The 23,420-nt window shown below is 52.6% G+C and carries 16 protein-coding genes; 3 read left to right on the top strand and 13 right to left on the bottom strand.

Features of this window, described 5'->3' with window-relative positions; genetic code table 11:
• The first annotated feature begins 830 nt into the window (after positions 1 to 830).
• Positions 831 to 3,011, top strand: a complete 2,181-nt coding sequence (locus tag J3P35_RS16930; protein WP_210465856.1) for a S9 family peptidase — start codon at positions 831 to 833, stop codon at positions 3,009 to 3,011.
• Positions 3,012 to 3,420: 409 nt separating this feature from the next.
• Here the strand turns inward: J3P35_RS16930 and J3P35_RS16935 are convergent, their stop codons facing one another.
• From J3P35_RS16935 to J3P35_RS16950, 4 genes are all read right to left on the bottom strand, one after another.
• Positions 3,421 to 4,506, bottom strand: a complete 1,086-nt coding sequence (locus tag J3P35_RS16935; protein WP_210465857.1) for a fatty acid desaturase family protein — start codon at positions 4,504 to 4,506, stop codon at positions 3,421 to 3,423.
• Positions 4,507 to 4,724: 218 nt separating this feature from the next.
• Positions 4,725 to 5,651 (bottom strand): alpha/beta hydrolase, encoded by a 927-nt coding sequence (locus J3P35_RS16940; protein ID WP_210465858.1) that lies wholly within the window; start codon positions 5,649 to 5,651, stop codon positions 4,725 to 4,727.
• Positions 5,652 to 5,757: 106 nt separating this feature from the next.
• Entirely contained in the window at positions 5,758 to 6,264 is a 507-nt protein-coding gene (locus tag J3P35_RS16945; RefSeq protein WP_210465859.1) for a DinB family protein, read from the bottom strand.
• A 100-nt stretch (positions 6,265 to 6,364) separates the two neighbouring features.
• On the bottom strand, positions 6,365 to 7,867 hold the full coding sequence (locus tag J3P35_RS16950; RefSeq protein ID WP_210465860.1) for a peptide MFS transporter: 1,503 nt from the start codon (positions 7,865 to 7,867) through the stop codon (positions 6,365 to 6,367).
• A 378-nt stretch (positions 7,868 to 8,245) separates the two neighbouring features.
• Between J3P35_RS16950 and J3P35_RS16955 the strand changes: the two genes are divergently transcribed.
• A complete protein-coding gene (locus J3P35_RS16955) occupies positions 8,246 to 8,782 on the top strand; it encodes an REP-associated tyrosine transposase (protein ID WP_210465861.1) in 537 nt (178 codons plus the stop codon).
• A 116-nt stretch (positions 8,783 to 8,898) separates the two neighbouring features.
• Here the strand turns inward: J3P35_RS16955 and J3P35_RS16960 are convergent, their stop codons facing one another.
• The 8 genes from J3P35_RS16960 to J3P35_RS16995 form a co-directional block, all read right to left on the bottom strand.
• Entirely contained in the window at positions 8,899 to 9,453 is a 555-nt protein-coding gene (locus J3P35_RS16960; RefSeq protein WP_210465862.1) for a hypothetical protein, read from the bottom strand.
• Between the two features lie 16 nt (positions 9,454 to 9,469).
• The gene (locus J3P35_RS16965) at positions 9,470 to 14,449 is read right to left on the bottom strand and encodes a DNA repair ATPase (protein WP_210465863.1); all 4,980 of its coding nucleotides are present in this window, start codon (positions 14,447 to 14,449) and stop codon (positions 9,470 to 9,472) included.
• 198 nt (positions 14,450 to 14,647) lie between these two features.
• Entirely contained in the window at positions 14,648 to 15,316 is a 669-nt protein-coding gene (locus J3P35_RS16970; RefSeq protein WP_210465864.1) for a hypothetical protein, read from the bottom strand.
• Between the two features lie 285 nt (positions 15,317 to 15,601).
• Positions 15,602 to 17,773, bottom strand: coding sequence for a flotillin family protein (locus J3P35_RS16975; RefSeq protein ID WP_210465865.1), 2,172 nt, complete (start codon positions 17,771 to 17,773; stop codon positions 15,602 to 15,604).
• Between the two features lie 18 nt (positions 17,774 to 17,791).
• Entirely contained in the window at positions 17,792 to 18,412 is a 621-nt protein-coding gene (locus J3P35_RS16980) for an OB-fold-containig protein (RefSeq protein WP_210465866.1), read from the bottom strand.
• A 96-nt stretch (positions 18,413 to 18,508) separates the two neighbouring features.
• Complete coding sequence (locus J3P35_RS16985) at positions 18,509 to 18,703, bottom strand: hypothetical protein (protein WP_210465867.1); 195 nt, start codon at positions 18,701 to 18,703, stop codon at positions 18,509 to 18,511.
• 192 nt (positions 18,704 to 18,895) lie between these two features.
• On the bottom strand, positions 18,896 to 19,477 hold the full coding sequence (locus J3P35_RS16990; RefSeq protein ID WP_210465868.1) for a hypothetical protein: 582 nt from the start codon (positions 19,475 to 19,477) through the stop codon (positions 18,896 to 18,898).
• Position 19,478: 1 nt separating this feature from the next.
• A complete protein-coding gene (locus J3P35_RS16995; RefSeq protein ID WP_210465869.1) occupies positions 19,479 to 19,886 on the bottom strand; it encodes a YbjN domain-containing protein in 408 nt (135 codons plus the stop codon).
• Positions 19,887 to 20,205: 319 nt separating this feature from the next.
• Here J3P35_RS16995 and J3P35_RS17000 point away from each other — a divergent pair, with 319 nt between their 5' ends.
• Positions 20,206 to 20,982, top strand: a complete 777-nt coding sequence (locus tag J3P35_RS17000) for an XRE family transcriptional regulator (RefSeq protein WP_210465870.1) — start codon at positions 20,206 to 20,208, stop codon at positions 20,980 to 20,982.
• A gap of 455 nt (positions 20,983 to 21,437) precedes the next feature.
• Here J3P35_RS17000 and J3P35_RS17005 read toward each other — a convergent pair whose 3' ends face one another.
• Entirely contained in the window at positions 21,438 to 23,174 is a 1,737-nt protein-coding gene (locus J3P35_RS17005; RefSeq protein ID WP_210465871.1) for an AMP-dependent synthetase/ligase, read from the bottom strand.
• Positions 23,175 to 23,420 lie beyond the last annotated feature (246 nt).

The following is a 23,420-nucleotide window of genomic DNA, read 5'->3' on the forward strand; positions in this document are numbered from 1 at the left end:
TGGAGACAAGGCATGCCTTGTCTCTACATAATCAGATAATCCGAGCAGTCACCATAACCATCTGCATCCTGCGGCGGGACGGGGCGTAGGCCTACAGTGAGGCCGAGGTCAGGCCCGCCGCAAGCGGGACAGTTCAAGCTGTAATGGCCTGCGTGTACTATGCAACAGAGGACGCTGGCGGGGTGGTACCTTTACTGAAGCCTCACTGTCCGAGCGTCAGCGAGTTTAAGGCTTCTTGATTCTTTTGGTTACTTTTCTCATCAAGGAGAAAAGTGACAAACGCCCGCAGATCGCGGCTACAGCCTTGAGGCTTGGCAAGGAAGGAAATAGAAAGTAACTGCAAGCAAGGAACCAATGGGAACGCCATGACCGGCAGATGTAAACACCCCTCTTTATCTCCCCTCAAGGGGAGAATCCCGGATAAGGGAAAGTGAAAGGAAGAAGCTGTGAAATACCAGTCAAGTACAGAACTTTGAGGCTGTCGCCTCACTGCAGTTGCAAACTGCAGACCATGGTAGGTCCAAGTTGAAAACTTGAACCAGAGGAGAGGGAAAAACGGATCAGCAAGAGTTGTCATCCCCCTACCCCCTTCAAAGGGGGACGAAATATGTGATAATTGGAATTGCAAGAGCCCAAACATTTAAGTTGTGAACTTTCAAATATTCACCTCAAAACCAAGAAATCAGCCTTAAAACGGCTCCCCATTACACCAAAAAACTCCATTGAATAAGCTTACCGCAAAATCCCTGCGGGCATGAAGGAATAAATTTTTAGCTTTAAGGCAGTGACTTAACTGTTTCAATGCTATTCCCATTCCTTTCACCACGCTTATGAACAAACAACTTACGGCTTTCCTGCTTTTCTGGTGGGCGAGCATTGCCTGGGTGCAGGCCCAGCAAAACAAAGACCTGGTTCAGGTCACCGATCTCCTTAAAATCAAACAGGTAGGTGCGGTGGCGCTCTCACCTGATGGCAAGCAGGTGGCCTTTACCGTGACCTCAATTGAACCAGACCCCGAGAAGAAAAACGACTTCCGCTACAACACCCAGCTACACCTGCAGCCCACGAACGGGAGCCAGCAGGCCCGCCAGTTAACCTACGGCAACAGCAATGCCACCCAGCCCACCTGGAGCCCCGATGGCAAGCAGCTGGCTTTTGTGCGCGTGGTAGATAGCAAGCCGCAGATCTTTCTGCTTTCTTTCGCAGGCGGCGAGCCCCTGCAGCTGACCAAGTTTAAGTATGGCGCCAGTCAGCCGCGGTGGAGTCCTAACGGACAGCAGTTGCTCTTCACCTCGGGCATTGCCCTCAATGAGCTCCTCACCGATTCCACCCTCAATCCTTCGCGCGAATTGCCCAAGTGGTCTTATGAAAAACCGGGCTTCTTTCAGAACGAGAACCTGCGCAGCAACACCGCCAAGCCTAACCCAGACGGCACCTTGGCGGAGATCAGGGGGTATCTGGACCAGAACGAGAAAGACCAGAAAGCCAAGGTCATCAACCAACTGCGCTTCCAGGAAGAGTCAACCACGTCCTCGGCGCTCAACCTATCGCACATCTTTATCATAGACGCCAAACCCGGTGCCACGCCCAAAGACCTTACGCCGGGCTTCGTGTCCAGCAGCAACGCCAACTTCCTGCCCAACGGTAAACAGGTCATCTTTGACGCCGATGCCGATGAAACTGAGAACCCCACCCGTTCGCAGGAAAACTCCATTTACCAAGTGAACACAGACGGAACCGGCCTGAAACTGCTCCTGGGCAAAAAAGGCATGTCCTATTCCGGTGCTACCGTATCGCCCTCGGGCAAATGGATTGCTTTCCAGTACAGCTCATCCAACCAGGTTAACATCCCGGCCCTGGGACTGCTGCCAGTAGGCGGAAAAGCCACTGATCTGGTAACCATCGCCTATGACCGCAACAAAAGCAATCTTACCTGGGATGACCAGGAGAAATACGTCTACTTCACCTCCCCCTCCAACGGCGGCGTGCTTCTGAACCGCGCCGATGTGAAGAAACGCAAAGTTGAATCGCTCACCGATATCACCAAAGGCGTGGGTTCCTTTGATGTGAAGAAGGGCCATATGGCTTACGTGCTCACCGAGATCGCCAACCCAAATGAACTGTACGCAGCATCCGCTGATGGCAAGAAACCGCACCGGCTTACTTCCTTTAACCAGGATTGGGTGAGCCAAAAGAAACTGAGCAAACCCGAGAAATTCACCTTCACCAATGACAAAGGGCAGACCGTAGAGTACTGGGTGATGAAGCCCACCAACTTTACGGAAGGTCAGAAATACCCGCTGCTGCTGGAGATTCACGGTGGCCCAACCGCCATGTGGGGTCCCGGCGAGAACAGCATGTGGCATGAGTACCAGTACTTCGCTTCCAGAGGCTACGGGGTGGTGTACGCTAACCCACGTGGCTCCGGCGGATACGGCGAAGAGTTCATGCGCGCCAATATCAAAGACTGGGGTGCTGGTCCAGCCAGCGATGTGCTTACCGCCCTTGATAAAACCGTGGCCCAAGGCTGGGCCGATACTTCGCGCCTGGCCATCACGGGTGGTTCTTACGGCGGCTACCTGGTTTCCTGGATTCTGGGCCATGACAAACGGTTCAAAGCAGCCTGCTCGCAACGCGGCGTGTATGACTTGAGTACGTTCTTCGGGGAAGGCAACGCTTGGCGTCTGGTTCCTAATTACTTCGGCGGTTATCCGTGGGAAGAGGCTCATAAAGCCATCATCCAGAGCGAATCCCCGCTGACCTACGTGCAGAACATCACCACCCCGCTCATCATCTTCCACGGCGAGAATGACCTGCGTACCGGTGTTATCCAAAGCGAAATGCTCTACAAAAGCCTCAAAGTCCTGAACCGCCCCGTGGAGTACGTCCGTCACCCCGGCGCCACCCACGAGATCACCCGTGCCGGCAACAACCGCCAACGCATAGACCAGATGCTCCGCACCTACGAGTTCTTCGAACGGTACCTGCAGGCCAATCAGCAGGCCAAGTAAAAAAGTAGGGCCAATCTCTACTGGTGGTTATAATTGCCTCGGTTATTGGTGATAACACCAACAACCGAGGCAATTATAACCACGCATTCCGTCCCCCTTTGAAGGGGGTAGGGGGATGATAAGGCCGCATCAAGAATTAGGTTGGTTTGCTACAGGGTAGAAGCTTTGATGGTGCTCCTCACCCATGGGCAACCACAAGGGCTTGCCCCTACATGGGAACGCCACGATTAGGAAGAGTAATCATCTCCCTGGCCTGCAAAGGGGACGAAATGCGTAAATAAGCTTAATACGTTTACTACCCGTTTTTACCAAAACATCCCTAAAATAAGAATCCCGCCCTGGAGACCAGGGCGGGATTCTTATTTTAAACAGTAAGCTAAAGAGAAAACCCCCAAGCCTGAGATTTGTTTTACCGTTGCACCATAACGGGCTGAAGCGCCAGTTGCTTCAGATGCGAGATGTGTGACATGATGGCTGTTCTGGTTTTGGGGTATTCATGGTAAGTCACACCAAACTCGGCGCAGGCTTCCTTGATAATCTTACTGATGGCCGGGTAATGCACGTGTGAAATCCGGGGGAACAGGTGGTGCTCAATCTGGAAGTTCAGGCCGCCCGTTAACCAGGACACAATCTTGTTTTTGGTGGCGAAGTTGGCGGTGGTTTTGAGCTGGTGCAACGCCCACTCGTCCTCAATGCGGTTCGTAGACTCGGTAGGAATTGGGAAATGCGCGTGCTCAACGGTATGGGCCAATTGGAACACAATGCTCAATACCAACCCCGTGAACATACCGTACACCAGGAAACCAACCAGCCAGGGCAGAAACCCGACGGTGTAAATAGGCACTACCACAAATAAGGCAAAGTGCATTGCTTTGAATCCCCAGAAAGTGAAATGGTCTTTGCCGCTCATTTTCTTGATGGGAATATCGCCTACCTTTTGGGTGAAATACTTCACGTAATCGGTGAAGAAGATCCAGTAGATGTAGAGCATGGCGTAGGCACCCCAGAAGTAATAATGCTGGTACTTGTGCAGTTTGAGGTGCTCCTGGTTTTCGCAGAGGCGCAGGAAGGGTTTGGCATCCAGGTCATCGTCTACGCCGTCAATGTTGGTGTAGGTGTGGTGGATGATGTTGTGCTTGGTGGTCCACATGTGGATGTTGGCACCCAGCACGTTCAGGGAAAGGCCGGCCAGTTCATTCACCCACTTCTTCCGGCTGAAACTGCCGTGCCCGCCATCGTGCATCACGTTGAACCCAATAGCAGCGGTTACCCCGCCAATGAGAATACATTCCAGCAAGGCCAACCAAACCGGCGGCGTGAAAAACACAAGGTGGATGTATAGAAACACCAGGCTGGAGAGCAGCACCGCGGCTTTTATGTACAATTTGTAATTCCCGGTAGGGTGACTGCCTTTCTCCTCAAAATAGGCGTTGGTGCGCCGTTTAAGCTCGGAGTAAAACGAATTGGAAGGGGCAATGAATTTAGGAGTAGCCATGAAGGACGATTTAGTTGAAAATAGGCTACAGAGCTATCTCAACGGAAAATCGTCAATCAAATCCATAACATCTTTGAAAGGTAACGCTTTATTTGTACGTATTAATTCACATTCATCCAAAACAGTAGGTTTATTTTCAAATCTATACAGCCTGGACTGAGAAAATAAGATGTAAGGATGGGTAAATAAAGCTCTGTCTATCTATAATCCAACTACGGCTACTTAGTCATTAACTTGTTGCTGGCCAGCCAATTCACGCATCTTTCAAACCACAGGTCTTTGGTGGTGGGGTTGATCATCCCAAAACCATGGCCCCCGCCCTGGTAGACATGCAGCTCACCGGGAATCTTGTGTTGGCGCAGGGCCTGGTAGAAGACTATACTGTTTTGCACCGGCACTAACTCGTCATCTGAGGCGTGCACCAGGAAGGTAGGCGGCGTTTGGGCCGTTACCTGCTGCTCGTTGGAGTAAGCCTGCAGTTTGCCTTTTGAGGCTCCTTTTCCCAAAAGCCGCTCAAAAGAGCCCTGGTGCCAAATGGTAGGATCGCTGCTGATGACCGGGTAAATCAAGACCATGAAATCGGGCCGCAGAGATAGGTTCTCAGGATTCTGGATTTGTGACTGGTTGAAGTGCGTGCCTGCAGTGGAGGCCAGGTGCCCGCCCGCCGAGAAGCCCAAAATGCCTACGCGCTGCGGATTCACGTTCCATTCCTTCGCCCGCTTACGCACCAGGTACAGCGCCCGCTGGGCATCCTGGAGCGGCGTGATCTCGGGCTGCGAAGTAATGGCGGGGTCCGGTAGGCGGTACTTCAGCACGAAGGCGGTCACCCCCTGCTCCGCGAACTTACGGGCTACGTCTGCCCCTTCGTGCCCCGAGGCCAGTATCCAGTATCCTCCGCCGGGACAGATGACCACCGCGGTACCGTTCGCCTTACCTTTGGCCGGAAGGTAAACGCTAAGGGTGGGCGTGCGCACCAGGGAGACTATCTCCACTTTATCCTGGTTCACCTCGCGTTTCTCCTGGTCTGGCCCGGGCACTTCATTGGGAATCTTGCCATCGTACAGCGGAATCACGGTGGGTTTGGTTTGGGCGGCGACACGGTAGGTCACGCCTGCCAGCAGCAGCAGGGCCAGTAGCTTTTTCATCTTCTTGAAGTTTACAGGAAAGTGCCTCCTGTTTTCAGGCCGATTTAGGTAAATCAGCCCCGAAACAGGAGGTTTGACACGTTGGGAAATCGGAGTTAAAAAGGAGTTATCCGGCGAATTGCTCATCGGCGGTGGGGCCGTACATACCGGGCACCGGTACATCCAGCAGGCGCAGGTACACACTTAATTGCCCCCGGTGATGGATGAGATGGTTCATGGCCAGGTTCCTGATGACCACCTGCTTAGGCATGGACACAATCACCCGATCGCCACTGCGCAGGGTCCAGGTTTTGCCTATCTCCACCACATTGGTATCGTTCAGGGCCTTGGCCGCTTTCTGGTAGTTTTCCTCAAAATGGGCCATTAACTCCTGGTGGGTAGTACCGGCGAAACGCTTGTAGGTCTCCGGTGTGAGATTCAGCTCATCAGACTTCAGCACAGAGGCAATGAACAGCCCCGGCAACTCGGCAATGTGGCTGGCTAGTCGCTGCAAAGTCATGCTTTTGGGGTGCGGCCGCCAGTCAAAATGCTCCTCCGGTACGCGTTCCAACATCTTTCTGGTATTGGCGGCCTCGTGTTCAAACTGCCGCAGTAGCTTCTGGTTCAATTCCATAGTTCGTTCGTGGTTTGGTGAGGTAGGTAGCGGTAAGTTAGAAAAAAGAACGGGAGCCGAAAAAAATTCCGGCTCCCGTTTTCAAGTCATTTTCAGGAAATTAGCGCACATCGCCCATCCACTTCCGGATAACCCGGCTGAACAGAATCAGCACCACCCCAATACCCAAAGACCAGAGCCCGATCTGGTTCAGGATCTGGGCATAGTAAGGCAAAGAAAGTACCGGGTTGTCTACCACATTCTGCGGCACGCTCATGAGTGCTCCGATCTTGCTGGCCAGGAACTCCCCTACCGCGCTCGCGAAAAACCAGATCCCCATCATCATGGCCACAATGCGGGCCGGCGACAGTTTGGTGATCATAGACAACCCGATGGGTGAGATACACATCTCACCGCAAATGATGAAGAAGTAACCGGCAATGAAGGTGAACAGCGGAATAAGGCCGCTGCCCTGGCTGGTGACGCAGCCCAGGTAGAACACGTAAAAGCCCAGCCCCACCAGTACAAACGACAACCCGAACTTGGTGGGAGTGTTAGGTTCAATCCCTTTGCGGTTCAACGTGGGCCAGAGCCAGGCGAAGAAGAAGCTAAGAACCACCACCCAGCCCGGCGGCAGAAAGTTGTTCACCGCCAGTGCCGGCAGCTCTACACCCATCACGTGCATGTCCACGTTACGCATGGCAAACAGGTTCAGCGACCCGGCGTTCTGCTCATAGAAAGACCAGAATAAGGCCGAAAACACAATAAGCACCAGCGCCGCAAACAGCTTGTAGCGCGCTGCCGCTTCCATCCTGAACGCAATGAACAGAATGTACAGAATTGACAACGCTCCCAGCCCGAACATGATGAAGTCCATGATCTCGTAGCGGTTGAACAGCGCCACAATCACCGGAATCACCGCCAGCGTAGCCACATAAATCACAACTTCCTTGCTGATGCCTGCGAACACCGGCTTTTTCAGATCCTCGGGATGCGGCGGCAGGCCATTGTTGCCCAAAGATTTCTTCCCGATGGAGAACACCACCAGCCCCAAAATCATGAACAGCCCCGCCAACCCGAAGCCGTAATGCCAGTTGATCTGCTGCCCCACGTAACCGCAAAGCAAGCCGCCCAGCGCCGCCCCTATGTTGATGCCCATGTAGAAAATGGAGAACGCACTGTCTTTCCTCGGGTCATTGTCTGAGTACAGCGTACCCACCAGACTGGAGATATTGGGCTTGAAGAACCCGTTCCCGCAGATAATGAAGGCCATGCCATAGAAGAAGCTCCAGTCCTCCGGCAGCGCCAGAACCAAATGCCCGATGGCCATGAGAATACCGCCGTACATCACCGCCTTGCGCCCACCCAGGAACCGGTCAGACATCATCCCCCCGAACATGGGCATGGTATACACCAGCGCTGCGTACGATCCCAGGATGGCGTAGCCTTTTGGTTCATCAAACTTGAGTTCAGAGATCATGTAAGCCAGCAGCAGGGCCTTCATGCCATAGAAAGAGAAACGCTCCCACATCTCGGTGAAGAAGAGCATGTAGAGTTGTTTGGGGTGCCCTGTCGCCGCTGGGGCCACGGGCGCCTCCGGAATCCTCGGTTCAGTTAAATCCATATCAGGTGATAAACGGAAAATAGTTTCAGTTATTGACCTGACAAGTTAATGGTTTGCGGCGGGATTTAGAGCAGCCAAGGGGATTTCTGTTTAGGGCTGATATTGAGGAAAGAGGCTTGAAACGGTTATAGCGCAGACGCTCGCAGGTCCTCCGGACGCTACGAGGTCTTTGGAGCAAGATTGTTGTTGTTGTTGTTGTTGTTGTTGTTGTTGTTGTTGTTGTTGTTGTTGTTGTTGTTGTGCGTAGAGTTAGCACAGCGCTCTACGCACTTCCCGGACAGCCAATCTCCCGATTGGCGTTACACCTAAATCTGCGTTCCACGTAAACAACTCCACTCAAATCCGCTCACCATGAACCTATCTCCCCGCCCCTATCACATGAAAAATCCCGAAGGCATGTACTTCGTCACCTTCTCTGTGGTATTTTGGATAGACGTGTTCATCAGGGCCAGGTACAAAGAAATTTTCGTGGAAAGCTTAAGGTTTTGCATCACCAACAAAGGATTGCAAGTACATGCCTGGTGCCTCATAACAAGCCATGCGCACCTTATCATTTCTTCCAAAGACCCTGACAAAACACAGTTATCCGATGTCATCAGAGACTTAAAGAAGTATACTGCACAGCAAATCATTAGAGAAATTGAAAATAGCCCTGAGAGCAGAAGAGAATGGCTTCTGGATAAGTTCGCCTTTGCCGCCAAAAGCAACAACCGGAACACCAGCTACCAGTTCTGGCAGCAAAGCAACCATGCCGAGGAATTGCACAGCAATACATTCATGGACCAAAAACTTCAGTACATACATCAGAATCCGGTGAAAGACGGCTGGGTGGAAGAGCCCGAACATTACCTTTACAGCAGTGCTAGAGATTATGCAGGCACGCAGGGGCTGGTACCGATTGTGCTGATTGAGTAGTTATGGATTGCTATTTACGCCAATCGGGAGATTGGCTGTCCTTAAGTGCGTAGAGCGCTGCGCTAACTCTACGCACACCCAAGTTTTGCCGGAGGTTAACACCACCGCTTTGTGACCTATCTTTTGGGAAACCAGTATTGATCACTTTCTCGCACACCTCTTCCTAGAAAAGCGCTGTTCCTTGGCAGCTCAGAATCTAAAGCTGATTCTTTGTCATATAGTAGGAATAAAGAAAGCAGCAAAATATCATCTTCATCATTGTTGGCTACTATGAAGGCCTTTTTAAGAGGCAATGGATAATATTCTCGCGCATCAAACTTCGCGACTTGTTCTCCAGCCTTAAATAAGGATTTCTTGTAGCCATTGTGCATGTAGAAGTTGTATTGAAAGCCTTTATAATCAAAAGACCAATGGCCTTTCCAGGCGCTTTCAATGATTACCTCAACCGTTCCTTCCATTAGTTGAAGCAAATAGGTTACCTTTCCCTTTTCCCAAAACTTTTGACCCTTACCTTGCCTTATGATTGCTACAGGCTTATCCCAAAATTTATAAATACTGGCTATTGCTTTATTGGAAGGTACCCAACCAACTCTCGCATTTAGATAGGGTTCCTCCTCATCATTCTTATAGAAACAGTAATCTTGCCCTTCCTGGCAGATGTTTAACCGCATAAAGTAAGGTTAAAGATTAATTCTCTCCAATCACCAGCTTTGTCTCCGGCTTCAACTCTCCCAACACCTGCTTAATCCCGGACAAACCCTCTGAAATACTTTCCATCTGGGCCAGCACCTGTCCTACCTGATTACCGTCCCCGAAGCCTTTGAGTTTGTTGTTCCGCATGAAGGTCGCTTTGATGTCTTCCCAGCGCTGGGTTTCTTCTGGGGTAGCTAGGCCGATGAGCTGCTTGAACTTGAGCATGTTGGCCTCGGCACCGGTAGTCAAAGTCTGGGACTCAGACTGGTAATGCGACTGGATGAGCATTTGGAGTTCCTGGTCGTTCATGATGGGCATTACCTTCTCCGCGAGCTTGTTCATGTTACGGTACGAGCCCTGCATTTTGAACGGCGGCTCGGTACGGTACTCGTCGGCTTGGGCGGCGGAGCGGATGTACTCCAGGTTCACCTTCAGGATAACGTCACGCACGTGCAGGAGCTTTTTTAGGACGGCCACGTACTCGCTGATCTCGGCGGCAGTGTGGTTGGCTTCCAGTTCCATGCCCTCATTGCCGCCTGTTTCAGCGAGTTTTACCAGCGCGTACACGTCCTTCTGGCTCTTAGCAGCTAGCTTGGCCAGCACCGCGTTAGAGGTAAGGGAGTTCTCCAAGTAACTCAGCTTGAACACGTCTTCGGTGTCGCCGATGATGTCGCCCAGGTTGTAGATATCAGCACGGTTGGCGAGCATGTCGGGGATGCGGAATTTCTCGCCCGTCTCGGTGTAGGGGTTCCCGGCCATGACCACACAAACTTTCTTGCCCCGGAAATCATAGGTGCGGCTGCGGCCTTTGTATACGCCTTCAATCTTACGCTGGGCATCACAGAGCGAGATGAACTTCTGCAGGAACTCGGGGTTGCAGTGCTGGATATCGTCCAGGTAAATCATGACGTTGTCGCCCATCTCAAAGGATAGGTTCAGCTTCTCCAGTTCCTCGCGGGCGGCGGCGTTCGGGGCCTCCGTGGGGTCCAGCGCGGTGACCTGGTGACCGATTGCCGGACCGTTGATTTTCATGAAGATAATACCCAAACGGTTGGCGATATACTCCATGAGCGTGGTTTTGCCATAACCCGGCGGCGACAACAACAGCAACATGCCCATCAAATCGGTGCGCTTGGTCTCGCCGGCGGTGCCCATCTGCTTGGCCAGGTTCGCCCCGATGAGCGGCAGATACACCTGGTCAATCAACCTGTTCCGCACGAACGAAGACATCACCCGCGGCTTGAACTCCTGTAGGCGCAACTCCTCCTCAAACGCGGCGGTCATCTGGTGCTTCAATTCGTGGAACTGTTTGAATTGCTGCACCACCTGCTTTTCATAGCTGTTAAGCTTTTGCTGGAATCCGTGGAAGTGCAGCGGATACTGCTGATTCTGCACCAGCGGGTGCGTGCCCTGCATCCCCGCCAGCGTCTCGCGCAGGTTCGCGTGTACTATTTGCTTCGGCTTCAGTTCCTGCAACAGTAGCAGCAACGCGGCTTCAGGCCCGTACTCTGCATCCTGGGCTAAGTTGGTCTGTGACAAATAGGCCCTGAGCCAATGCTGCAATAGCTCCAACTGCGCTACTTTGTTTTCATCCAGCGCCTGCACCGATGCTTCGAACATACTCAACGCTTTTTTATCCGTGAGGTACTGGTGGAAGTTTTGTACCAACTCAGCGGCCTGAGCGCTGGAAATGAACTGTTCGCCGCGGGTGAGTTCATAGAACAGGTACTCGCCTGCCGCTCCGGAATTTGCCTCTGGGAACAAGCCTGTCTCCTTCTGGAATGCCTGCAGTTCGCGTTGCAGATCGGCTTTGAGGTTGTCAAACTGGTGCGTCTCGGGAAAGACCTGCAGAATGGCGCCCACGCCTTTGAGTTGGTGATGGAACAGCTGTTTTTGGTCTTCTTTCCCGAAAACTGCCCAAAAACAACGGGCAGCCGCGCGGTCCACAGCCGTGTAGCGGAGCAAATCTGCGGTCTTGAACAGGCGCACCAGGGAGCTCAGAATCAGCGCCGCGTCATGGTCGTGCACGCCTTTGAGGTAGCCCTCGTTGAAACGCACGGCCATGAATTTCTGCACGTACTCCACCAATTCGGGTTGGGATAATTCGTGCAGTTGGTCCAACGTCAGGAGTTGCAAGCTCTCCTCCTGCGCTTCGGCTGTGGCAGAAGTATTTTTGGCTGCTTGTGCCGCTTGCAGGATTTGGAACGCCAGGTACTCGGCGCGGTAAACTTGGTTGTTCTCTGAAATGAGCGATTGCTCCCAAACGGGGCGGAAACTCAGGAAACGCTCATCGGTGATTTTCTCGAAGAAGCTGGTGCCGGTGAGATGGTAGTACATGGCGTCCTCGCGGTGCACAATGCTGAGCTCCAGCGGTTGGGTGTTCACGGTGAAGTGGTGCATGCCAAACTTGAGCACGTTCTGCCCGTCCACGAACAGCTCGCTCTTGTCTTTGAGCTGGCGCACGGCGTCTTCGCGAAGCGTTTTCAGGCGACTCTGGATGGCATCAGCTTTCACGGTGTCGCCCATGGCCAGGAGCTCGTCCACGGTGGTGCGCACCTTCTCCATCATTAAGTCTGAGGCGAAGTAGCCGTTGATTTCGGCGACGGTTTCAAGCTTGCTCAGGCGACTTTGTACGGCTTTCAGGATGCGGTCGGCGGCTTGCTGCAGGGTGGTGGCACGTTTGTTCCTCGCTTCCTGCAGCGCTACTTTCTTGCTCTCAAACGCAGAGTAAATCTCCTCTTGTTTATCGGCTATGATTTCTAAAAACGTGTCAAACTCCGAGAAGCGACCTTCCAGTTCTTCCAGCTGCACCATGAGTTTGGTGAGGTACTCCTCGCATTTCTGGGGCGTGTCGCAGACGTCCAGGAAGTTGATGACGCTCTGCCCGATGAGTTTGATCTGGGCATTGAACTCGGCCTGCCCCTCGGCGCTCAACAGCTCCTGCCGCTTGCGTTTGAGGGTAGCCTTGGTCTTGTTGAACGAGGCGTAAATAGTAGAAATGGCGTCAACGATGCGCGTGGTCTGGGTGGCGTCTTCAATCTTGAGGTTACTCACAATCTCAATCAGCATCTCCAGCTCCGCACTCACGCCCGAGATTTCCTTCTCGGTAGCATCGGCCTCCACCACTTTGCCAATCTTATCTATGCCCGTCGTGATTTGGGCCACGCGTTGTTCATAGGGCACCAGTGCATCGGGCTTCAGCAGGAAGTCCACCGTTTGATTCGCCAGTTCCTGGCTGAAGTTCTGCAGTTGCGTCTCGTACGTTTCAATACGGGCAACATCCGCGTAGCGCAGTTCTTTTAAGGAAATTACCTCACCGCGCACTGACCGCAAATCGGCCAGCGCTTTCACGAAGTCATTGATGTGGCCGTTGCTCTGGAGTTTGAGCTGGGAAAGCAAAGCATCGGCTACGCCGAGAACCTGGTCAATCTGGGCCTGCGTGCTTTTCCGGATGCTGATGACTTTCTCGTACTCCTCTACGGCTGCGGAGGCCGTCTGCCGAATGGCCGTAATGGGCTGCGCCAGTTCAAAGGTCTCTTGGTTGGAGAGCCAATAGTAGCCGTCAAGCAGATCGGTGGTGCCCTTGATGAGGTCCAGGTAGAGGTTGTCGTAGGAGTCCTCTTTGTTCAATAAAGTCAGGATCTCGGTACACCCGGCCATGGCCTGCACAATCTCCTTGTTCCCTATCTTGTACAGGTAGCTTTCTTTGGTGACCGGAATGGTGAAGTTGCTCCCGATGTAGGGCGTCTGCCAGATTTGGAGGGCGTGGTGCTTTTTGGGCTCCTCATCTGCCCGGAAATAACACAGTTCCCCGTTCTCGTAGATGGCGTAGCCGTGGCAGATGATGGGGCTTTCTATTTTCTGAGTAATCAGGTTGTAGCTCAACAACAGGTACACACCGCTCTGCTTATTGTAGAAGACGTACAGGAAATCCTCGCCGTTGGGCGAGGCGATGCGCTTCTCAAACAGCATCTCTTGCAAACCGTTGTCAAAACTCTTGAACTCACCGGTCTGCAGGTAGTAGCCGTAGGCGTAGATGATGCCCTGGTTCTCGGGCAAGAACACGCAGCAATCCTGAATGGCGTCAATGCGGCGCGCCTCCTTTAACTTGGCGTTATAGACGATGTAGCGGTAGTTACTCTCGCGGTACGGCCTGATTTTGAGCAGAATCAGGTTGCCGATAAAGGCGTAGTACAGCTCCGAATCATCCAGTGTCTGGTCTTTATCCTCCACCGGCTCAGAATAGATGCCCTGCCCAGTCTCGGTGTTATCTTCTACCTTGATAGTGAGGTCGCCGCCGATGGTCTCCACAAACACCTTGTCCTCGATGGAGATGTGCGGGTGCTTGCCTTTGCGGTGCGCCTCGCGGGTGACACGCTTCCAGGTGAAATCGTGCTGGTTGGGGAAAGTGTATTCGTGGTCGGAGCGGTTGTCCAGATACGTGAGCGTTGCGCCCTGAATGGCCCACTTGAAGGTCTTGATGTCATTCACGCCCTTACCGATGCGGAACACCATAAACAGGTGCACGCCCTGCACCGCGAACTTCACAAACTGCGTGTTCTTGTAGTACTTATACAGCTTCTGGAACTCGTCTCGGAACTCCCCGTGATTGATCAGTTCCAGTCCCTGCTGCTGAAAAGTATGGTTTTGGTACGCATAGACGCTGAACACATCGCTCAGCTCTACCTCCGTTTTCAGCCCCAAATGCACATTATAGCCAAAAAGCATTTGCTCGCCCACCGGCACCATGTCCCAAGGCACGCAGTTGTGCTCGGTAGTTACCCGCTCGGTGGCCAACAGCTTCGTCTCAATCGCCCCGAAAACTTCTTTCCGTTCCTGGTTCAGTTGGTCCAGCAGTCCGTGCAGCTCGCCGCCGCTTTTGCTCAGGCGGTTGCGGAGGATTTCATAGGTGCCGCCTTCCAGTTGCACACTTGGTGACGCCGGAGGGTTGGAGATGACAGGTTCTTGGGCCATGATGGTTTAAGCTGAGGCTGGGTGATGTGGGCAATGGAGTATTATGTTTCAGGTTTGTTTTTGGGAAAACAGGCCTGAAACGGGGTTGATAAAGACGCTCACAGGTACTTCGGACGCTACGAGGTCTGTCACTTAAAAAGAAGAATTTTTACACTATAAACTCTCGGACACCAAACCCGCAAACCACCTCACCTGCTCTTAGTGTCTAAGCTGGGCGAGTTGCTGTTTCAGTTCTTCTACTTTGTTGGCTTCTGATTGCTGTTCGCGCTTAAGTTTGATTTCTTTTTCGCGGGCCAGCTGCTTGTGGGCTTTGAATTCCTCGGTGAGTTCGTCGTAAGCCCTAATTTTCTCCTCAGTCACCCGGTTGCTGTTCTTGTACATGGAGGCGAAGATGGCGGCTATAATGCCCAGGACCGCGATAATGGCCAGGCTGAGCCATACGTATACCTGTTTATCCATGTCAATACCCAGCACCGTCAGGCTGGCCACGTCATGCGCGCCCTGTTGGATCTGCTTTTCCTTTTGGGCGTTCACCTCCTGCAGGGCCTGCACCTGGGCTTTCTGATCGGCGAGTTCTTTCTGGGTTTTGGCTAGGGCTACTGCTGTTTCCTTACCGGCGTTCTTGATGCTCTGTTGCCTCGCTCTGAGCGTATCCTGCACGTTTTTGAAGAAAGCATCCAAACTAGCCTGTTTCACCACTTTGTGCGGTTGGTTATACTTCATCTCAGTGGAAGAGCGAAATTTCAACGAGCTGAACTGCTGCTGCAGGTTGTAGGTTGCTCTGTTTTGAGCCGGGGCTGCCGTTTGGGCTTGGCCCGAGGTTACCACCAAAACACCTAGGAACAGAGAAAGGGATATAGCTTTCATACGGGGATAATTTAATGTCAATAATTTTACCTGTGGAACTAAAATTACTGATTTCTAGCCAAGGGAGAAAGTTAATGACAAAGAGTTTGGGCAAACGAGCAAGGCAGCGTTCCAGTATAAGACCAAGTCAAAAAAGGGCCTTCTTCCTCATCTTCAGCCTCTTTTCAGAAAATAAGCCTTAAAACAACAGCCTATTTGCGGCCATTTCCAAGTGTCTTTCCAGCCGGTCTGTTCCCTTTCCGAGTCCCCTCTCCTGGTGTTCAGGAGAGGGGACTTCTGGAGGGGTTAGTTCAGGGTGTACACTGGTTTATCGCCCAGGCCCAGCGCCGAGGCCGTGGAGGTCAGTTCCTTCAGGGTGTTGGTGGTGGCTTCGTCCAGGGTCTTCTGCTGCATCATTTTCAAAAGCAAGGCCGAAACGCTCAGGTTGCGCACGTCATCGGTGTTCATCCCAAACTGGGTGATGAACCGCTGCAGGTTGGCTTTAAAGTCAATGTGGCCGTTGCTGTCTTTCTGGAAGAAGGCGTCCTTCACCGTGCCCAGCACCTCGCTGTTGGTGACCAGGCGGTCTACCTGCTTGCCCTTGGTGATGGACCCGATGATCTGATCGAAGAACATGGTCTCTCCGCCCACAATGTCAATTTTGGCAGCTTTCAGGGCTTCGGCAATCACAGAGGCCTGAGACGCGGCGATGTCTTTCTGGATGTCGATGTTGGCCAGTTCAATGGCTTTGTCTTTCTCCAGGCGCAGTTTGAACTCCTCGTGCTCTTTGCCCACCCCGTCCAGTTTCTTCATGGCCTCGGCTTTGGCCTCAATGCCTTTGGCGTCCACGGTGAATTTCTCCTCGTTCACGCGGGCTTCGGCTAAGCCTTTCTGCTGCTCGGCTTCGGCGGTCACCTGAATCACGGCAGCCTGGGCCAAGCCTTGCTCCTTGGCTACTTTGGCGGCGACCACGCCCAATGTTTCGTTCGCCTGGGCCTGCGCTTCGGCTTTGGCCTGAATGGCTTTGGCTTCGGCCACGGACTGCATTTCCAGCACGGTGGCTTCGCTCTGGCCTTCCTTGGTGCGGGCCTGGGCTTTGGCTTCCATTACTTTGGCTTCAGCTAAACCAACAGCGGCGGCTTTGCTAGCCTCGGCCTCAGCTAAGAGTTTGATGGCCTGGGCTTTATTATCGGCGGATGCTTTCTCCGCTTCGGCGTCAATGATGGTCTGCTTGGCCCGGAACTCGGCGGCTTGCCTTTCCATCTCAGCGGCACCTACCAGGGTGATGGTGGCTTCGTCGTTCTGCTGCTGGGCCTTGGTCACGGCCACCTGCTTCAGACGCTCGGCCTCGGCCAGGGCGCGGGTGTCCTTGATTTTCTCTTCTTCCAGCACCACCGCTTTCTCCACGGAGATGCGCTCTTTGATGATGCCCTGAATGTTCTTGCGCTCTTCTTCAATGGCTTTCTCCTTCTCAATCTCGGCCAGGGCCACAATGCGCTGCATTTCATTCTGCTCCAGCAATTTAGCCTGCTCCACGCGCACGGTTTCCACGGCATCGGTGCGCTGCTTGCTGCGTTCGGCCACCAATACCTGGCGGTCGCGGTTCTGCTCAGAGATCATGACCTCTTCGTCTGTGGCAATGCGGGCCCGTTCAGAGACCATGCGCTGCTCCTGGGTTACTTTCTCAATCTCCGCCGATTCCCTGGCCTTGATGCTGGCAATCTCACGGCGTTGTTTTTCCTGGTTCTCAGCGAGTTGCTTTTCCAGTTCCAGAATGGTTTCCTGTGCCTCTACGTTCTGTTTCTTGATGGTTTTCTCGCGCTCCCGCTCAATCAAGTTGGCCTGCACTTTCTGGCGGGCGGTCAGGTCAATGATTTTCTTGATCCCCTCGGCGTCCAGGATGTTGTTCTCGTTCAGGTTGCTCAATGGGGTCTGCTCCAGATAGTCAATGGCGCAATCGTCCAGGATGTAGCCGTTCAGATCAGTACCGATGGTCTGCAGGATCTGGCGCTTGAAGTCATCGCGGCTTTGGTACAATTCCACGAAATCAAAGTGCTTGCCCACGGTTTTGAGTGCCTCTGAGAATTTGGCATCGAAAAGGCTCTCCAGCGCACCCGGGTCAGAGGCCCGCTTACACCCGATGGACTGTGCCACCTGCACCACGTCTTCCTGCGTTTTGTTTACCCGCAGAAAGAAATTCACCTTGATGTCGGCGCGCAGGTTGTCCTTGCAGATCAATCCCTCGGCCCCGGTGCGGGCGATCACAATGGTCTTGAGGGTGATGTCCATGACCTCCAGCTTGTGGATGATGGGCACCACGAAGATGCCGGAGAAGGATACTTTGGTGTCGCCCATGCCGGTGCGTACCATGGCCTCGCCCTGGATAGCCTTGCGGTACATCTTGATGATGACCAACAGCACCCCGAAGACAATGACCGCCAGCATGATGGTGGTTGCGAAAGTAAGGGATTGAAACATAGAATGTAGGATAAAAAGTTAAAGGGTTTGGTAAGGTTCTATTAAATGAAGGTTGGTTTCTGGCAAATAGTCAATAACTACGGCGGTATCCCCTTTGAGGATGAGGCTTTCCTGAGAGGTTTTCACGTTCAGGAGCACGGGGGCGCCTTTGGTTTTCACGGCAGCTTGCCCAATCTGGGCGTTGTTGGCGGGCAGCAGCACCGTACACACCTGCCCTATCAAAGCAGCATTAGGTGCTTCTTCCTTTTCCATGGCCTGGAACAATTTCACGAACGGATAGGTCAGGAACTTGGCCACGAACAGGCAGAAAACCATGAGGGGCAACATGAGCAGCAGGCCCACCCAACTGGAGGTCGTCCCCAGCGCGTAGTTCACCCCCACGGAGACTGCCCAGTACGGCAGCGCGAAAAAGGACAGGAAAATCATGAGCGGCACCCGCCCCAGGTTGAAGAACACGAGCACGCCTTCCAGGCCGTCCAGCGAGGCATCTGTGTCCAGATCAGCGTCTAAGTCAAGGTCCAGGGAACTCAGGTCCAGCACGCCCACCAGCACCGTGAGCCAATAGAGCAGCACAAAAATGAGCAACCCCGAGGCGAACACGTTGGCACTGGAAAAGGAGGCTTGCAGAAGTTCTTGCATAAATGATGACGCTTTTCTAAAAGTACAAATTCTAGGTTCATCACAACGAATAAGTGTAGTCCGGAAAAGAAATTTTTCAATTCCAAAGCCATCTTCTTAGAAGAGGGAACCCGATGGCAATATTTCAAGGCTAACCGCGTGCCAGGCCATCGCCTGTAATTCCTGCCAGGACGGGGTGATTTCTGCCAGGAAAGGTGCCGCGGCCTGGGCAAACTGGCCCACCTCTTCCACCCCATCTTTCACCAGCCAGAAACTCACGGCGGCGCAAAAGATAAATCCTAATTGTCCCATTTTATTTAAGTGCTGAGTCTAGCGTTCTAAGTCCTGAGTCTGGTAAGCGGCTGCGTTTTTTAGCTCGAATTTGAAAAACCGGGCCGTAAACGAACAAGGGTGCTAAGATTCCTTTGATGAAGGAGAGGTGGGCAGGAAGTAAATTCTGCTTCGGGCCTGATTTCTGGAAAACAGCCCCGAAACGGCTGTTCTCTAGGGTTGGGTAATGGGGGCGTCTGTAGAAGGCGCGAGGCCTAATTTCTCATTTAAAGCATCTGCCTTTTGGGTAAAGGCCTGGGCAGTGGAGGCATCCTGCGGTTTTTCGGGCGCAGTGGTCTGGTCTTGGGTCTCGGGTCCATTTTCACTTGAACTCTGGGCCTGAGATGAGTCCGCAGTTCCTTCTCTCCGCAGATTTTCTAGCAGGGTGAGAGAGCCGGGAGAGTTGAGCTGGGCCATCTGCCGGTTAATGGTTTTGGTGGCACTGCTTACCGTCACCCGTGACTTGAGCACGCGCAGCTGCATCTCATTTTTCCGGAGATTGGTTTTCAGCGCTTTGATGTTCTGCTCCAGCTCTGCCCGGGTTTGACTTTGTTTCCCGCTATCCGGTCCTTCTGAGATTGAACCAGCGTTGGCTTCCTCTTTCCCCAGGTTTTCCAGGACACGAACGCTCTTCTCCAGCTCCAGCCGCATGTCCCTGATGGCTTGCTCCGCTTTCCGGATGGGCTCCTTGAGCTCCTCCACCGAGGGGTGCGCCTCAGAGGTGCCTATATTGAAAATGTGTTGCAGAATGGTCATATCAGCGAGATTGGTTTTTAGAGAATTGGATCAGTTGCTCCCCGTACTCACTCAGCAGCAGGGCCAGCGAATTCAGCGAGGCCTCCAGTTCGTGCAGGTCCAGTTTGCTCATCTGCAGGGTATCCCGGAAAATAAGCCGCCGACCCGATTCATCCAGCACGAAGGCACCGTGGATGATGTCACGGTTTTTCTGAAGCAGGCTCTGGCAGATCTCCACCGTTACCTTGGGTAGTTCCAGGATGTACTGCTCCATAATCAGGAGCGGATCTGTACAGCCAATGACCAAGTTCTTGATGCCCAGGCTTTCCTTTTCCACCACCAACACGCAATCCCTGGGATCTTCGTGGGTGATGCGGAAATCCAGTTCCACCAGATATTCTTTCACTTTCTTGAAGTAGTTGTTTTCCATCTTTTAAGTTTATGTGTAATCTCTGCTTTTGCCTTAGGCCTGAAAAAGCGTTTTAAGCCTGTTTTTACCAATCACCCAAAGAAAGGCTTTCTGCCTGTCCTTCCCTACTGCGTTCCTGGATTGCTCATAATCCTGACCTTTTCTCCCGAGTCTTTTCTCTTCCGAGCTTGCCCAACCTGGAAAGACCAGCCTTGTTTATGCTCTTAATTGTAGCAACATTGAAAATTAGTCCTTATCTTGTCATGATTTCGAAGGCAATTATACTACAAAAAATAGATACGCTCAAAATTGTAGCAGGATTATTTTTAAAATATTTTTTATGTCGTGCATCGGGAAGAACATCAAGAAAATCAGGACGGTCAAAAATTTGAGCCAAGCCGCCTTTGCGCAACTCTTTGACCTGGCGCGCCCTAGCGTGGGTGCCTACGAAGAAGGCAGGTCAGAACCCAAGATTGACACGCTGGTGCAGATTGCAAGGCACTTCGGAATCAGTTTGGACCTGTTAATCACCAAAGAACTCACCGTCAATGATTTATATGGATTCGATATCTTCAAGCGGGATTTAAATCCTGAGCACCTGCTCATAAAAGTAGCAGACGCTGCTAAAGCACCGGCTTACCGCACAGCTTTGGTCATGGCGGTGGAGCAAACGGCTTATTTCACCCATCGGCAGGAAAAGCAGTTTATAGATGGACTTCCGTCCCTTATCTTACCCGGCGAGGTACAGATCCTGCACCGGGCCTTTGAGCATACCGGCTCCGAGATGCAGTACCAACAGCACGGCCTGCGCCACGGCGATATCCTGTACTGCTCGGCGTTGACCGTAGATACCTCCCAACTCAAACCCAATGAAGTCTACGTGGTCCTCACCCAGAACAAACTAGTCGCCCGCCGCTACCAGGGCCTCACAGAGGACGGCGCTCTCCTCCTTAAAGCAGACAACCCGGACTATGACCATCTCTCCATTCCAATAGCAGAGGTGACCGAGCTTTGGCACGTAGACGGCGTGTACAGCACCTATCTCAAATCACCATCCTCGCTGGAAGAGAGATTAACCCGTTTGGAGGCCCTGGTGCGGAAACTGACGGGTGAGTGAGTGAGTGAGTGAGTGAGTGAGTGAGTGAGTCTTGGGCAAGGATGTTGTTTGATTAGGTAGTCGATCTCAAATTTAGTTTAAAGCTGTTTTTGGAAAAACGTAGTTGGAACCAATAGAGCATCTTAAAAAGAATACAGCATCGACCTGCAAAATGTCCCCCTTTGAAGGGGGTAGGGGGATGATTACTCGTGCTGATCACACGCATTATAATATGTAGGGGCTACTCCTTTGTGGTTGCCCTAATAGGTCCTGCGAACCGCTCAATTGGTGGCTCTCGCTTCACTGAAGTTGAAAACTTCAGCCCATTGTGGGTCCAAGTTGGAAACTTGAACCAGAGAGATGTAAAAAGTCATTCCCCCACCTCCTTCAAAGGGGGACGGAACGCATGCAAAACTGGTCACCATATAAAGCAAAAGCGGCTCCTACTTTAGTAGAAGCCGCTTTTGCTTTTATGATCAGGTGTAGATTTCCTGGATGAAGTTCTGATATTTCTCAAACAGGACCTTACGCTTTAGTTTAAGGGTGGGCGTGAGCTCACCGCCGGCAACGGTCCATTCCTGGGGTAAGAGGGCAAACTTTTTGAGTTGCTCCACAGGATTGAAGTTGTGGTTGTATTTCTTTACAGCCTCGGAGATAAGGGTGCGCACGCGTTTATCGGCGACGGCGGCCAAGTTTCCGGGGTATGGGAGGCCCTGGCTTGCGTACCATTCCTGCAGTGCCTTGAAAGCAGGCACAATCAGGGCGCCCACAAATTTCTGCGACTCGCCCACCACCATGATCTGCTCAATCCAGGGGCTTTCCACCATTTTGTTTTCAATGGGCTGCGGCGCTACGTACTTGCCTCCACTGGTCTTGAAAAGCTCTTTCTTGCGATCAGTGATCTTGAGGAATTTGCCGTTGACCAGGGTGCCTATGTCCCCGGTGTGGAGCCAGCCGTCTCGCAGTACCTCGGCGGTGAGGTCGGGGCGCTTGTAGTAGCCCATCATCACGTTGGGGCCTTTGCAGAGGATTTCCCCGTCCTCAGCAATCTTCACCTCCACATCCCTTAGCAGCGGACCCACGGTGCCAAACATGCGGTTCTCCTCAGGATACCGATTGCCGCTGATGATGGGCGATGCCTCGGTAAGACCGTAGCCTTCCTGGATTACAATCTCTGCGGCGGTAAAGACTTTAAGCAACCGCACCTGGCAAGCCGCCGCCCCCGTAATGATAGATTTCACCTCGCCGCCCATCGCCTCGCGCCATTTACTGAACACCAGCTTGTTGGCCAGGGCTAGTTGCATTTTGTAAGTTATTGGGAGGGGCGTGTTGATTTCAAACCGCTCGGCCAAGCGGAGGGCCCAGTCAAACAAAGATTTCTTCACCCCGGTGAGCTCACTTCCTTTCCGCACAATAGTCTCGTACACTTTCTCCAGCAGGCGGGGCACAGTAGTGAAAATAGTGGGCTTTATTTCACGTAGGTTTTCGGCAATAGACTCCATGCTCTCGGCATAGTATATTGAGACGCTCGCATAGATGTAGCAATAGGTGGCCATGCGCTCAAAGGCGTGGTTCAGGGGCAGGAAGCTGATGGCTCGTTTCCCGCGCACGCCCACCTCATCAATCACCTCGGTACTGTTGAACATGTTGCTCAGGATGTTCCGGTGCGAGAGCATGACGCCTTTGGGCGTACCAGTAGTACCCGAGGTATAGAGGATGGTGGCCAAATCCTCTGGCTGGATACTATTTTTATTCTGGGCCAGTTGCCGTTCCAGATCACTGGAAACCTCAAAAAGGAGTTCCTTCCAATGCAGGGCTTCCGGCACGGGGCTAAAGGTGTAGATTTTCTGCAGCGCCGGCAGATCTCCCTTCACGTTTTGCACCTTTATATAAAGGTTCTTGTCGCCCACAAAAACCATTTTTACGGCGGCATCCTGTAAGACGAATTTCAGCTCCTCATCATTGATGGTAGGGTAGATGGGCACGGAGATAGCCCCGATTTGCTGAATAGCCAGATCCACCAGAATCCACTCGGGCCGGTTGGCACTGATGATGGCGATCTTGTCCCGACCTTCGGCGGTGCCGTCTCCGGAAGATATTCCCTGCGCCAAGAGCCCCACGCTTAATTGGTTCACGGTATCTACCACTTCCTGGGTGGAGTACTTGCGCCAGGCACCATTTTCTTTGGCGCTGAGCATGTCTTCCAAGGGCATATTCTTCAATTGGTATGCCAGGCAATCAAACAGTCTGGTTGGCTCTTCTGGTGAGCCTTTCTTCGGAGTCAGCACGGGTTCCAGGGATATTTTAGGTTAAAAAGGGGCACAGGAGCTTTATCGCCCATTTTCGCGGGCTAAAAGTACTCGTATTTTACGGCTTAAAGAAGAAAGCAGATACCCACATCGCAGTACACCCGGACAGAATTATACAGGCCTGGCATTCAGCTCAAAACTCGCTTAAAA

Source organism: Rufibacter roseolus (genome assembly GCF_017916365.1).
GTDB lineage: Bacteria > Bacteroidota > Bacteroidia > Cytophagales > Hymenobacteraceae > Nibribacter > Nibribacter roseolus.